The 13678-nt window shown below is 52.3% G+C and carries 13 protein-coding genes; 4 read left to right on the plus strand and 9 right to left on the minus strand.

The annotated features are described in order from the left end of the window. The first annotated feature begins 22 nt into the window (after positions 1-22). From J1836_RS04400 to J1836_RS04410, 3 genes are all read left to right on the plus strand, one after another. Entirely contained in the window at positions 23-1144 is a 1122-nt protein-coding gene (locus tag J1836_RS04400) for a TIGR02452 family protein (RefSeq protein ID WP_242632727.1), read from the plus strand. A gap of 23 nt (positions 1145-1167) precedes the next feature. Beyond that, positions 1168-1422, plus strand: a complete 255-nt coding sequence (yidD, locus tag J1836_RS04405) for a membrane protein insertion efficiency factor YidD (RefSeq protein ID WP_207249870.1) — start codon at positions 1168-1170, stop codon at positions 1420-1422. 71 nt (positions 1423-1493) lie between these two features. Then, complete coding sequence (locus tag J1836_RS04410) at positions 1494-3161, plus strand: hypothetical protein (RefSeq protein ID WP_207249871.1); 1668 nt, start codon at positions 1494-1496, stop codon at positions 3159-3161. Here the strand turns inward: J1836_RS04410 and J1836_RS04415 are convergent. The 3 genes from J1836_RS04415 to J1836_RS04425 form a co-directional block, all read right to left on the minus strand. Further along, a complete protein-coding gene (locus J1836_RS04415; RefSeq protein WP_207249872.1) occupies positions 3158-3811 on the minus strand; it encodes a thiopurine S-methyltransferase in 654 nt (217 codons plus the stop codon). The genes J1836_RS04410 and J1836_RS04415 overlap by 4 nt on opposite strands. Beyond that, on the minus strand, positions 3750-4085 hold the full coding sequence (locus tag J1836_RS04420; protein WP_207249873.1) for a helix-turn-helix domain-containing protein: 336 nt from the start codon (positions 4083-4085) through the stop codon (positions 3750-3752). The genes J1836_RS04415 and J1836_RS04420 overlap by 62 nt, the downstream gene beginning before the upstream one ends. A 117-nt stretch (positions 4086-4202) precedes the next feature. Further along, positions 4203-5312, minus strand: a complete 1110-nt coding sequence (locus J1836_RS04425) for a ChaN family lipoprotein (RefSeq protein WP_242632728.1) — start codon at positions 5310-5312, stop codon at positions 4203-4205. 30 nt (positions 5313-5342) lie between these two features. Between J1836_RS04425 and J1836_RS04430 the strand changes: the two genes are divergently transcribed. Further along, a complete protein-coding gene (locus J1836_RS04430; RefSeq protein ID WP_207249875.1) occupies positions 5343-7337 on the plus strand; it encodes a M1 family metallopeptidase in 1995 nt (664 codons plus the stop codon). Between the two features lie 167 nt (positions 7338-7504). Here the strand turns inward: J1836_RS04430 and J1836_RS04435 are convergent, their stop codons facing one another. The 6 genes from J1836_RS04435 to J1836_RS04460 form a co-directional block, all read right to left on the minus strand. Continuing rightward, a complete protein-coding gene (locus J1836_RS04435; protein WP_207249876.1) occupies positions 7505-7942 on the minus strand; it encodes a DsrE family protein in 438 nt (145 codons plus the stop codon). A 170-nt stretch (positions 7943-8112) separates the two neighbouring features. Further along, complete coding sequence (locus J1836_RS04440; RefSeq protein ID WP_207249877.1) at positions 8113-8853, minus strand: dolichyl-phosphate beta-glucosyltransferase; 741 nt, start codon at positions 8851-8853, stop codon at positions 8113-8115. After that, the gene (locus J1836_RS04445; protein WP_207249878.1) at positions 8846-9244 is read right to left on the minus strand and encodes a DMT family transporter; all 399 of its coding nucleotides are present in this window, start codon (positions 9242-9244) and stop codon (positions 8846-8848) included. Before J1836_RS04445 ends, J1836_RS04440 begins: the two co-directional genes overlap by 8 nt. After that, on the minus strand, positions 9241-9606 hold the full coding sequence (locus tag J1836_RS04450; protein ID WP_207249879.1) for a DMT family transporter: 366 nt from the start codon (positions 9604-9606) through the stop codon (positions 9241-9243). The genes J1836_RS04445 and J1836_RS04450 overlap by 4 nt, the downstream gene beginning before the upstream one ends. Continuing rightward, positions 9606-12095: a TIM-barrel domain-containing protein gene (locus J1836_RS04455; protein WP_207249880.1), complete on the minus strand. Its 2490-nt coding sequence runs from the start codon at positions 12093-12095 to the stop codon at positions 9606-9608. The genes J1836_RS04450 and J1836_RS04455 overlap by 1 nt, the downstream gene beginning before the upstream one ends. A gap of 8 nt (positions 12096-12103) precedes the next feature. Further along, a complete protein-coding gene (locus J1836_RS04460; RefSeq protein ID WP_207249881.1) occupies positions 12104-13612 on the minus strand; it encodes an ArnT family glycosyltransferase in 1509 nt (502 codons plus the stop codon). Positions 13613-13678 lie beyond the last annotated feature (66 nt).

Raw genomic sequence — 13678 nt, forward strand, 5'->3', positions numbered from 1 at the left:
TTCGCACAAGGAGTAATCAAGCTTGAAGCACACCCATACCCCCAAACACTACCAAGGTAGCTCGGAACAATTAGCCGAGGAAATCGGCGACTTGTTTTACGATTCACTTGCGGATTTATTGCACTTACTGAGTGAAAAACTCCATCGGGATGCGAATGCTGACCTCGCACGGCAACGCTTCAAGCTGGGTGGGCATTTGAAAGAATGCAGCCTGCACTTGGAACGCGCCTCCCGCGAAATTCAGCAAGCGTGGCAGATTTGCGAACCGCATGTGCCGCAAAAATACCAGCGCCCCACATCGCATAACGTCAATGACAAGCGCATTGAGCGCGTGCGCGTGGCACAGGAAACCTTGAGCATTTTGCAAGCTGGGCATTACATCAATAGCCAAGGCAAACGCATCGACATCGCTGCTGCGATGCAACGCACTCAGCAACTGACCCGCTTGTATACGCCTGATGAACAGCTACGCTTGCCGCTTGCCCAAGCCGCCGCAACCACAGTAGAGGTGGTGAATGAAACCACCTTGGCAGGAGCGCAACGCCTGTATAACACCCAGCAATTTCAAAAAATTGGCGTGTTAAATTTTGCCTCGGCGAAACATCCAGGCGGTGGTTTTCTGGGGGGTAGCCAAGCGCAGGAAGAAAGTTTGGCACGCAGCAGCACGCTGTACGCCAGCCTGCAACAGTGTCCCGCTTATTACGCGCATCATCAGCATGTTGAACGCAGCTTGTTGTATAGCGATCATGTGATTTATTCACCGCAATGCGTAGTGTTTCGCCATGACGACGGGCAATTGCTCGACACACCGTATACGGTGGATTTCATCACCAGTGCTGCTCCCAATCGTGGTTCAATGGCACGCAATGAGCCGAAGAGTTTAGGCAATATCAACGCGGTGTTAGCGCAACGTATCGCGCATTTTCTGGAAGTTGCCGCCGAGCAAGGCTGTGATGCATTGGTATTGGGGGCATGGGGATGCGGAGTGTTTGGTAATGACCCTGAATACATCGCCGCCCTATTTGCAGCGTATTTGGGCGACAATGGGCGTTATGCACACGCTTTCCAGCATATCAGCTTTTCGATTCCAGCCAACGCGACCATGCTAGTGAATCTCCGTGCGTTTGAGTTAGCTTTTACCTGAACCATTTCTGCTACCATAGCAGCATGAAACACCTCCTCATCGCCATCATCCGCTTCTACCAATTGTTCCTCAGCCCGCTGCTGGGGAGCAATTGCCGCTTCTACCCCACCTGTTCGCACTACGCCAAAGCCGCCATTGAGCAACACGGCGCACTCAAAGGCAGTTGGCTTGCGATCCGGCGCATTGGGCGTTGCAACCCCTGGCACGAAGGTGGCGAAGATCCCGTCCCTGAATGCTGCACTTGCACAACACACCCCAAGAAACCGACCGAACGCTAGCACGTTCATCTGCCTAAGGTTTACAAGCCGATACCTGACCGCTACCCTTTTAAAAAAACTGAGTAAAGCGCATGTCAGAATCACAACTGGTTGACCTTGTAGTCGTTGGGCATACCTCCGAAAAATCCGTCGAAACACTGGTGCGGGACATCCTCACCCTGCTGAACGACCACAGCGCCCACCTCGAATTCAAGCTATCCGATGCGCTGCTGTTTAATAACGGCATGGTGTCTATTCGCGATAATATCGGCACAGACGAAGCACAAGCGATTAGCCAAAAGCTCAGCACATTAGGCGTGCAATGTCTCCTACGCCCCACGCTACAAATCGTCCCCAAAGACCTCGAAACAGACGATACCAGCGAGGCAGCAACGTACACCTGCCCAGCTTGCGGTCACAAACAAGCCAAGCTCAAAACCAGCAACATTGGACGGATGGATGCGTGCGAAGCCTGTGGCATTGTCGGTGAACGCTACCAAAAAAAGCAGCGTTTCCAACAAGTGGTTCAAAGTGAAAGCCAGCGCAATGATAACGACCGCGCCAAACGCATCCGCGAAGTCTTAGAACGTGCCAAACTCGACGAAGAAGCCATGTTGCAACAAGAGGCACGTAAACACCTCGGTCTTGCTGAAAAACCCGATAACATCGGCATCAAAATCGCGGGCGTGGTCGCCGCTTTCAGCATCGCTTTTGGTGGTTTGTATTACTACAACCAACCCACTCCCGCAGAATTAGCGCAACAAGCAGAAATAGCCGCCAAAGCCCAAGCCGATAAAGAAGCAGCCCAATCCGCCGCACTCGACAAAGCCGTGGAAAAAGCCAATGCTATCAGCGAAAAATTAGGCAATATGCCAGCGTCTGAGCCAAGTGAAACCACCACAGCAGCAACGCCCGAATCCGCCGCAGACACTACCGCAGCCAGCGAAACCCAAATCACCGCAGCGCTCAAAGCCGATACGCAAGCACCCGAAACACCCGTGGCAGCCACCGAAAAGAAAGTCCAAACCGATGTTTCTGCAAGCGCTATATCAGAAATGGAAGGTCAACAATTAACGCCAATGCGCTTCCAAATCAGCCAAGAAGAACACACCGAAAACCGCCGCCGTATCCAACAATTGCTGAAATTGGATGAGGTTGATCTCACCGAAACGCTGATCACCCGCACGCAAGAAGCTTACCCACGCACCCTGCTGCTGCTAGACATTGCCGAGTGGCAATTGCAGCAACAAAAAACAGAAAATGCCCGCCAAACCATTGCCCGCATTCAGCAAGAACTCACCCAAACCCAAGACATCACCCAGCAAGCCCTGATTCTCGGTGCAATCAGCAAAGCGCATTTACTGTTGGATGAGTGGGAACAAGGTGGCAAAAGCCTGCAACAAGCTATCGTGAAAGCCAGTGAATTAACCCCACTCGCCGCACAAATGAATCTGTTAATTCGCATCGCCAACGAACAAGCCCTATTCGGCAACCAAATCGCCGCCCGCCAAGTGCTAGAATCAGCAACTACCCTCAGCGCAAAACTACCGGAAGGGGTTGAACCGCGTTCCAGCAGTTTCGTGCAACTTGCCTCCGGTTACGCCATGCTGACCGACTTTGCCGAAGCCAACAAATGCTTACCCAAGATTGAAGATTCTGGTAAACGGCAAAAACTCGTCGAATTCATCGACAAACTGCAACACCGTGTCGAACAGGTACGCGCAGAATACTTACAAACCGCCCAAACCACTCCGCCTTAATGCGGGGTCAGCACGTACACTTTTTCGTCCAATTGGGTTAACCCCCGCTGGCGAAAATTAGGCGAATCGTCCAACGCATCGACCACCAGCAAGCGTATTACTGTAAACGTTTGCTCATAAAACTCGCGTACTTCCGCTTCATGCACCGCAAACGGTGGACCGTGCATCACGCTTTGATCGTATTCAAGCGTCACCAGCAACGTCTGCACAGGTGGCAAAATCGCGATCAGGTGTTGCGCATATTGCACCCGCATGTCAGGCGGCAGCGCAATCAACGACGCACGGTCAAACACACCCGCACATTCCGCCACATCCGCCGCGCTCAGTTGGAAAAAATCACCGCACAAAATGACTAAGCCATCGCATTCCCAGCGCTCAAACGCACCGTGTTGTGTCACGCTCGGTTCTAAAGCGTTTTCGGCAAAGAAATCGCGTACGGCAATCGCACTCAGTTCCACACCTAAGACGTTAAAGCCTTGTGAACGCAACCACAGCATGTCACGGCTTTTGCCACACAAGGGCACAAAAATCTGGCTACCCGCCGGTGCGCGTATCTGCTCCCAGAATGCCTGTAAGTGGCTGTTAATCTCAGGTTGATGAAACCCGATTTGGTTTAGCTCCCACCGTTCGTGCCAAAAATTTGCTTGCATAGTGTTCATTCCCTGCCTGTAAATGCCCTAAATCAATCACTGTATCAGGGCTGGCTGTTCCCTCAAAATATAAACGTAGCAACTGCATAGGCGTGGTTTCCAACGCATCCGCCAAACGAATCATGGTCGAGAGTTTAGCATCGTTAACGTCTCCACTGAGGAATCGATACCACGTTTGGCGAGAAATATCGGCGCGGCGAGCGGTTTCTGATTTAGACATCCCCAACATGGCGACGCGGCTTTCCAAATAATTAGCAAGATCTTTTGCTGACATGAGTGCCCCTCTGGCTCTGTTTTGTTGTAACGATCCTTTCAGATTGTGTCGCACCAAAAGCGCAAAATGTTCACATCTATCATCCAAAAAATAGATTTTTCTGATAGTAACGTCAAACTATTGTAAGACCACCGTATAGGCTAACGGCGCTTTTGCGCCACCGCGCTCCACCGCCACCTGCACCGCATCGCCCACCTGACGCTGCGCCAGCGCTAATTTCAAGTCCGCCATGGTGTGTAATTCCTGATTATCCACTCGCGCCAACCGATCCCCTTGTTGCAACCCTGCTTTGCTCGCCGCGCTGTTTTTATCCAGTGCCGTAATGTGTAAGCCGTTGTCTTGCGTATCCAATAACACCCCCAATTTACCGGAAGGCGGTAACGTCAGCGATGTGCTGGCTAATACCTGATCGACCGTACCGGAAGGCAATGCGGGTATATCACTGCTCGCCAGTGTCAGCAGTTTCGCTTGTGGCATATGCCGTGCCACATCCGCCGGAATCCCCGCATCATTGCTAATATGCCCCACGCCCGCCAACACCACCATCTGATGCTGCGGATGCTTTTCAAGGTAACGTACCGCCTGTTGCGCCATCGTTTCCTCCCAAATCCGCTGTACCAACAAGAAGTTCTCGAACTGTTGTTTGTCATCAGAATGCACCGCAAAAATCTTCTTTAACTGCTGGCGATAAGCAGCGGAAGGCGGATGAATCACGGCGGGCAACTGCGCCCGTTCCGTCGCCGTCAATGCCTCCAAGCCACCTTTAGAGACTTTGCGGGTTAATTCTACTGGCGCATTCAATGCCACTACCGGCAAACGGTTGGCTTTGGCGTATGCCAAAATCGGGCGCAATTGGCGGAAATCGTAGCCCCAACGCTCGTAATATTCGCTCTGACGCAAAAAGGCGGTTTCGTCGATTTTCCCCGCTAGAAAGTCATTCACAGCACCTTGAAACGGCTGCTGAAACCATTCCACACCAATCGCAATGTTGGGATTTTTTTGGTGTAATGCCTGCAATACCGCCAACTGATTGAGGTGATGGTCGTAACGATCGTGTATTTCGCCGACAAATACCACACGGTTTTGCGGCAACGCCGCCAATACAGAGGCAGCAAGTGGCTGCTTTTCGACGTAAGCCAACGCATCCGCCAAGCCTGTGTCTGGCACGGTATCGGCTTGCGTATGCAACGGCAAGACACTCGCCATGCCGCAACACAGCGCCAACACGATCCAGCTAACCTGATGAGAAAACCTTGTATGTCTATTCTGAAACATCTTGTTGTCCTGTTTATCTTGTATTTGCCTGCGCTCGCCGCAGCAGACGATTTGCCTGTCTTGCATCATACCCTGCGCCTCACGCCCGATGTTAAAACAGGTGACTTGCAGGTGGAAGATACCGTGCGCGTACCCGACAGTTTGCGTGTCAATGGGCAGTTTGCATTTACCTTGGGCGCAGCATTTACGCTGGAAGCAGCACAGCCCCAGCCCGCGACTAACCGCTATAGTATTTCACTTAATGCGACACAGCGGGAAATCACACTTAAATACCGTGGTAGGCTGACCTCCACGCCCGATTGCGCATGGCTCACCCAAGCCTGTGTGTTATTGAATGACAAGGGAATTTACCTCGACGGTAACAGCCAATGGTATGCACAAGCAAGCAATGCACTGCATACGTTTACGCTAAAAACCACCTTGCCAGAGGGTTGGGTAAGCCTCAGCCAAGGCCAACAAAGCGCTGATGGCTGGGCAGAAACGCAGCCACAAGACAGCATTTACCTCCTGGCAGGCAAGTTCCACGTCTACCAACAAGCAGGCAAACACGCCACCGCGCTGGTGTATTTACAGGAAAAAGACGACGCACTCGCGCAACGTTACCTGCAAACCACCGACCAGTATTTGGCGGAGTATTCCAAACTGCTCGGCGCTTACCCCTACGCCAAATTTGCCACGGTGGAAAGCTTCTGGGAAACGGGTTGGGGAATGCCGTCGTTCACCCTGCTGGGGTCACGGGTGATGCGCTTACCGTTTATTTTGCACTCGTCGTTTCCGCATGAAATTTTGCATAACTGGTGGGGTAATAGCGTGTATGTCGATGCCAGCCAAGGCAATTGGACAGAAGGCTTGACCGCGTATCTCGCCGATCAACGTATCAAAGCGCAAGTGGGCGAAGGCGCGGAATACCGCCGTAGCGGCTTGCAGAAATACGCCACGTTTGTGGGTACGCAAGATGATTTCCCGCTGACCCATTTCCGTAGCCGTCACGATGACACCACGCAAGCGATTGGCTACAACAAGTCGCTGATGCTATTTCACATGCTGCGCCAACAGAACGGCGATAAAGCGTTTTATGCGGGATTGCAGCAGTTTTACGCGGCGTATCGCTTTAAAACGGCGACATTTGGTAATTTGCTGGATAGCTTGCAGGCGGATAAAACCTTCCGGCAGACGTGGTTGGAAGGCACAGGTGCGCCGAGCTTGAGCATTGCCGCACACACATTAACGCAAGAGACTAAAGGCTACCGTTTGCAACTAACGTTGCAACAAGGGCAACGTGGCAAAGCGTTTCCGCTGGCGATTCCGGTGCGTAGCCGTTTCGCGAGGGAGCAAGCGGAACGCACCGACATCTTGCAGATGACGCAAGCCACGCAAACGTTTGAACTGGCGTTCCCCGTCAAACCGGTGCAAGTGGCAGTTGACCCCGATTTTGACCTATTCCGCTTGCCGGATGCGGCGGAAATGCCTGCCACTATCGGCGTTATGAACGGTAAGGGCGACAAAACCTACGTGCTGTCGCGCAAAACCGATGAAGCGATGCAGTTGGCGTGGCAAAGCTGGCTGGATGCGTTGAAAGCGCGTGATCCGACCTTGCGGGTGCAATACGACGATGCGCCCTTGCCGGATACGGGAACGGTGATTTTGCTGGGCGGCGACAATGCAGCGCTGCAAAGCTTACTGGAACGTGCCAAGCAACCGTTCCGCATGACAGATGCTGCGTTTACCCTTAATAGCGTGAATTACACTTGTGGGCTGCATACGCTGGCACTGGGTTTGCGGGCGGGGCAACAAAACATCGTGTTGCTGGATGCTACCAGCCCCGATGGTTTGGATAAGCTGCTGGCAAAACTGCCGCATTACGGCAAATACAGCTATCTGGTGTTCAATAGTGCAACAGGTGAAAACGTCGCGAAGGGGCAGTGGGAGGTGACAGATTCACCCTTGGTCGTGGATTTTTCCACTCATCGCCCCTAATGCTACGGATGTCGTGAATGGGCATTTCTATTCATTTTTCTTATGAGAAACTACTTTCAACAAATCAGGAACGACCTGATCTTGGTAACAGATTTTTTCTCTCGATTCTCTTGTAGATGGATTTAGCCGGGCAATTGCCCGGCTTTCTTTTTGGCTACAAGGGTTACCTAAAAGGCAAACAAGTTAACATCGGGCTGTAATAATACATCAGCGACCGCAGCCGGTTCCGCTTGTGTTACACCGTCAATCACATCGGTCATGGATGCGCCTTTGTTTGGCAAATACAAGGGGCACACCTGCACATTAACGCCTTCCTTAATCAGGTTCTTCAGCAACATTTGGGGGGATTTCTTTTGTGGTTCCAGAATGACTTCCTGTGAATTCTTGAGAGCCAAATCACCACCCGCGCTGCACAGCAGCACTTGCACGCTTTTACCTTTTTTCAATGTTTGCGTTGACAACACCATTGCCATCATTTGAGTTTGCGGGTCAGGCGTTGTCACTACCACGAACAAACCTTTCACTTCATCACTAGCATTGGCAGCTACGGGTAAAGAAACCATCATGCTGATCAGTAAGGAACGAATAAGTGATTTAAATTTCATGACATTTTCTCCTTGTAAAAGACATCTGAAACTGTCGAATAACGCCACCATCCTCGTTTGATCATCCTGCCTTTATTAATTCTACTGTTATTATGATAATGGATGTCTTGGCATTAACCGATGATAAATATCAGGTCAGGATAATTAAGATTCCCAATCTCCTACTGCGATTACATCGCCCGATGCAACCAGCGAATCTTCAACAAATCGCTAAACATGCGAAGCGAATCCTTGATCGGGTCAACCTTGGAACCGTCCATGTGTTCCCACTTCACCGCCACTTCCTTGATTTTGAAGCCTTGCTTGCGGGCAATGTACAAATGCTCCACGTCAAACCCAAACCCGTAAATCCGCTGCAATAACGCAATCCGCTGCGCCGCTTCCCGCCGATATGCCTTAAACCCACACTGCGTATCCTTAATCCCCGGCACGGACAGTGTGCGTACCGCCATATTAAAGATCAAACTCATCGCATCGCGATACCACGGCTTTTTTTCCACCTCGGAATCCGCCAGTTTGCGCGAACCAATCACTACATCGAAACCTTGCGCAAAATACGGCAGCAGCTTCTCGATTTCCTCAATCGGGGTGGAAAGATCAGCATCGCTAAACAGCACAATGTCACCGGATGCCTTGATCATGCCGCGTGCAATCGAAAAGCCTTTACCGACGTTTTTGATGTTTTCCATCAACTGGCCTTCCTCCTGCTCCTTGGTTTCCTTGCCGTAGATGTCGATGAATTTCACCACTTCGGTCGTCAAATCGCGGCTGCCATCGTCTACCACAATGATTTCGCTGCGGTACGACTGTTGCGACAGGTAATCTTTCACCTTGTACAGCGAATCGGCAATCCGGCTTTGCTCGTTGTACGCCGGAATGATAATGGACAGGTAAGGTCGTTCGTTATTCATGATTATTTGCCTTTGTCGGAGTTGCCACCAGCGCCACGCCCAGCATGATCAGCACAATTCCCGCTGTTTTTCCCAACGTGAATGACTCGCCAATCCGGGGCCACAGCACCGCGCCTAAATACACCAAAATATACCCCACACTCAGTAAAGGGTACGCCACGCTCAGTTCAAAATGCCCAAGCACATAAATCCACACCAGCATTGCTATGCCGTAACACACAATGCCCGCCATCACCCACAGCACGCCAAACCACTGTTCAGTGCTCACTGAGCCAGATTGCAACGCCGGGAAAAACGCCGCCAGCGCCCCCACCGACTGCATTCCTGCCTTCATGAACAATTGCCCCAATGCGCCGCAAATAATGGACGTTGCCATCAGCAACCATTTCATAACACGCCCCCCACCAGTAGCGAGATGCCCGCCATAATGAACGCCGTCCCCAGCCAACGGCGCGGCGGAATGGTTTCGTGAAACAGCCAACGTGCCGCCAGCATGACCACCACGTAGCCCATGCTCAACATCGGGTAAGCGACGCTCAATTCCAGCTTGCCCAACACCACCAGCCACAACAACAAGCCCGTGCCGAGAAAGAAAATGCTCAGCAAAATATTGCGCTTCAATAACAGTTGCAGCGGCGAACCGTTATGCGTTGCCAAATCCTGTGCCGCGAGTTTCTGGAAAATTTGCGCAGCACTGCTGCACCCAATCGACACGACCAGCAACACGTAAACCCACACGGGAACGTTAGCCATCACTTTTTCTCCTGCGCTGCATAGCGAATCTCGACATGGTGCGCCTGCTTGGCTGCCAACGCTGGCAAGCGCACACTCAAGGTATTGGAATTGCTGCGTTGCCAACCGAAGCCGGATTTGTCGGCAGCTTGCACCGGCTTGCCATCCACCGTAACCGTTTCGACCGGCGCAATTTCTGCCAGCACCAACTGTACCTCACGCTGCTCCGGTGCGCCTTGAAAGTCACCTTGCGCCGCTTCGATCCAAACATGCTGAAGGTTAGCATCGCGCTGTTGGCGGATGCGGGTGGTGCGAACTTTGCCTTGTGTATACGCTGTGGTTTCGCCATCGTCTTCATACACAGTGAATTCGCTGGCTTGGCTGTGTGGGAAGATTTTCAGCTTCAGCAGTGTGGGTTTATCCATGCTGCCCAGCTTGCGCCCAAAAGCATCGACACTGCCATCGCCCACCTCCAGCAACGGCAGAATCGCCCCCGCCCGCGCATACAACGGCAAGCGGTACAACTTATCGTGGAACAACGGCACCTCTTCCAACCATGCGCCTTTGCTGCTTTGCCATGCGTGGCTGTGGTAATCAAACCATTCGCCTTTGGGCAGGTAAACCCGCATCGACTTGCTATTCGGGTGGGTTTCCAACGCTGCCAACAACTTGTCGCCGATCAGTTTTTGCGCCCCCATGCCGCGCAAGGTCGGGTCGGATTCGTCGGCATAAATGGCTGGCGCAATGATCGGATCGCCCACCCGATTCGCTCGGTGCGCCAGCGAATAATAGTAAGGAATCAGCTCATACCGCAGTCGCGCATTGGCACGATTGCTGGCAAGATCACCCACCTTATCCGGCGCAGTAGCGTAGCAATTGCACACATTATCCGCGTGCGGACGCAACGGCAGATCAATCAATGCTGACACCGCAAACCAGCGCGTGTACAACTTCTCGTATTCCTCCGGCGTACCCGTGAACGAATTGCGATAAAACCCACCCGCATCCGAGCCGAAATAATCCACGCCCGACAAGCTCATCTGCATCTGTGCATTCAAATGCGCCGCAAGGTTGTCCAGCCGTGCCGGAATATCCCCCGACCACATGCCCGCACCGTAACGCTGCATCCCCGCTCCACCAGCGCGAGACAACATAAACGGGCGTTGCTGGCTGTGATGACGTTGGTAGCCATCGAAAATCGACTGATGCCACAGCACGTTATACAAATTGTGCAAATCAGAATGCGTGGTTTTACCAGGCGTAAAGCCGTGGTAAACCGCATCGGCGGCAAAATCCATCGGTTCGCCCAAATCCGTCCAATGCCCAAGAATCCCCATATCTACGAGTGCTTGGCGCTTGGTATCGTGCCAGTAAGCGCCTGCGTCGGGGTTACTCCAGTCAATCATCCCACCCTTGCCCCACCACGGTTTTTTTGCCAGATACACCGGCTTCCCGTCGGGCTGTTTCACCAGAAAGCCTTTATCCTGCAACGCTTGGTGTTCCGGCAGACCGCGACTGATGTAGGATTCTTCAATCAGCATCAAGCCAATATGCTGCTTTGCCAGCGCCTTAATCTTGCCCGCAGGATCAGGGAAATGGCTTTCATCCCATGTCAGTTTGCCCATGCTGCTGTTTTCGGAATTGTCGCGGATGCCACCGAACCACTGTAAATCCATCACCATGCCATCCAGCGGAAAGCCATTGTTCTGCAAGGATTGGCTTACCCCATCCAGTTCCGCCCAATCGTCGTAACCAAACTCCGATACCCACAACCCAAACAACTTACGATTGGGAATCAGTGGTTTGCCCACCAATTGCATGTAACCGCGCCGCAAATCCGCCAGCGATTCACCTACGCGGAAATAGAAGCGCAAATCGTCACCGCCCTTCACACCTACCTTGAACGGATCGCCTTGAAAACTCCAGTTTTGCGGGTAACTGTTATCCAAAAATAATGACCACGGGGTAGCGTCTTTACCGAGTGCATACAAAATCGGGAATTGGGTATTACCGACCAAACCGCCTTTGGCATCCACCAATTGGTTGCCGTATTTGCTACCCGCGACTCGCGTGCCACGTTGCAACCAATCGCCGTCGGTTGTCCCCGGTGCAGGATGTTGTTGCCCCAAACCGTAAAGCTGCTCGGTGTTGCCCTTAGCCAGTGCCAGTGTAAAGCTGTTATTTTCACCTGTACCGGGGCACAGTTTGGTGACAGCGCGTTGCTGGCGTTTGTCGTAAATGCTCAAGCACAGGGATGTGCTATCCAACGTGAGGCGCAAGCGGGCGGTTTCGGTGCTGCTTGGCAATGGCTTGAGTTTGTCGGTCAACACATACGGGCTGGCTGGGAATACGGGTTTGTCACACTGTTCACCTGTGCGATAACTGGCGCGTAGCAAACCACTTTCCAGCCATTCTACCTCCAGACATTCCTGCCCGACACGCGCACTCAGTGGCGCGGCGTTGGCAGCGCCAGTCCACAGTAACAATAACGGTAACAGGCTACGTTTCATGGGTATCCTTACTTAAACAAGGCGTCGTCAGCCGTGGCAATACGCGGGGGATTCGTGCGCTTATACAGCTCCAGCGTCCCCTGATTTTGGCGACTCATGACTTGCGAGGTTTGCCACGGAATGTCCAAGACTTTTTCGTAACCACGGCTCAGCATCACTCCCCGTAAATCCTGATTGGCTTTGGGTTGAATCAGGTTATTGAGGAAAACATAAGTGAACTTGCTATCCCATACTGCTTCAACAGCATCTTTCTTCTCGTATTTACCGTCCCTATTGTTATCCATCCAGCCCAGTTCTTTGATGCGGTTTTGTGGCAATTTGCCGAAGGTGGCGTATCGCATCAGGTAAGGGTCTTCGCTGGCAATAGTGGTGGTGTCATCCAAAGGCTGGGTTGCCATTGCTGCAATAATCGGGCGCACATCGGGGTAAGCCTGTTCCATATCTTGCAACAAGCCGTAGTTCCACCAGCCCATGCCCACGATCAGCGCTGCGGCGATTGCTTGTGCTGCCCATTGGTAGTTAAAACGTTGCAAGACCTGCCACAAAAACCACGCCATGACGGGCATAAGGAAAAACAGTGCATACACCAAGTGCTTAAACAGCGAGATCATGTTCTGCCCCTGCAAGTGGTAAGCCGCCAAGGGCAATGCAAAGACCAACGTCCCCAGTACAATCAATGTCGGACGCTCACGCAAGGCGTGCCCACGTAAACGCACTACCTGCCACCCCAATGCCAGCCCCCACAGCAACAATGGCAATGCCAAATACAAGATTTCCATTTGCAAAATAAACGCATAATTGGAATTTGCACCGTGCGTTCCCTTGATCTGGATAGTGTACAAGCCCTGCAAATCCTGCCAATGCCAACCAGCATACGCCCCCAGCACCAGCGTCATGCCTAAGCCAAACAACATCCCGACTACAGGTGATAACCACAACGCTAATAATGTCAGTAACGGCACATACACCACCACGATGTACTTGCTCGTCACCGCCAAAGCACACAATACCACCGCCCCCAGCAAGGCTGGGTAACGCATCTTGCCTTGCCGTTGACAAGCCGCCAACAGCGGTGCAAGGGACAAGCTGAAAAACGCCAGCGCAATAATGTCGTAAGTGGCAAAACGGCTAATGAAAATATGCGCCGCCTGCATTGCCAGCAATGCCACACTCAACCACGCCACCGCGATGGACTGATACAACTGGTACACCAAGCGATACATGCCCCACAATGACAGCAAGCCAAACAAGGCTGCGACAGCACGCGCCCCTTCTAACCCACCCAAGGCTTCACCCACGCCTAGGATATACCAATTCAAATTTGAGCCGAAAATATAGAAATACGTCCCCCAAGCGTGACCTGCCAGCAATTGCTTGCTGACAAATAAATAATCGTATTCGTCGATATGCCCACCATTAAAACTCAGCATCAGGCGCAAGGCAGCAGAAAAAACGACACCACACATCACGACGAGGAGGAACAAAGACGGCATCTTGCTAGGCTTCTGGATTGCCACAGGCTTTCTCCCTTGGCTTATTTTTATAGAGCATAATGGGTTTGGGTAGCACCGTATGGCGGCACA

Source organism: Thiothrix fructosivorans, assembly GCF_017349355.1.
Lineage (GTDB): Bacteria > Pseudomonadota > Gammaproteobacteria > Thiotrichales > Thiotrichaceae > Thiothrix > Thiothrix fructosivorans.

Excerpts from the sequence above, each read along its gene's own strand:
- yidD (WP_207249870.1), top strand. The coding sequence starts at position 1,168 with ATGAAACACCTCCTCATCGCCATCATCCGCTTCTACCAATTGTTCCTC.
- J1836_RS04455 (WP_207249880.1), bottom strand. The coding sequence starts at position 12,095 with ATGAAACGTAGCCTGTTACCGTTATTGTTACTGTGGACTGGCGCTGCC.
- J1836_RS04410 (WP_207249871.1), top strand. The coding sequence starts at position 1,494 with ATGTCAGAATCACAACTGGTTGACCTTGTAGTCGTTGGGCATACCTCC.
- J1836_RS04435 (WP_207249876.1), bottom strand. The coding sequence starts at position 7,942 with ATGAAATTTAAATCACTTATTCGTTCCTTACTGATCAGCATGATGGTT.
- J1836_RS04420 (WP_207249873.1), bottom strand. The coding sequence starts at position 4,085 with ATGTCAGCAAAAGATCTTGCTAATTATTTGGAAAGCCGCGTCGCCATG.
- J1836_RS04450 (WP_207249879.1), bottom strand. The coding sequence starts at position 9,606 with ATGGCTAACGTTCCCGTGTGGGTTTACGTGTTGCTGGTCGTGTCGATT.
- J1836_RS04445 (WP_207249878.1), bottom strand. The coding sequence starts at position 9,244 with ATGAAATGGTTGCTGATGGCAACGTCCATTATTTGCGGCGCATTGGGG.
- J1836_RS04430 (WP_207249875.1), top strand. The coding sequence starts at position 5,343 with ATGTCTATTCTGAAACATCTTGTTGTCCTGTTTATCTTGTATTTGCCT.
- J1836_RS04440 (WP_207249877.1), bottom strand. The coding sequence starts at position 8,853 with ATGAATAACGAACGACCTTACCTGTCCATTATCATTCCGGCGTACAAC.
- J1836_RS04415 (WP_207249872.1), bottom strand. The coding sequence starts at position 3,811 with ATGCAAGCAAATTTTTGGCACGAACGGTGGGAGCTAAACCAAATCGGG.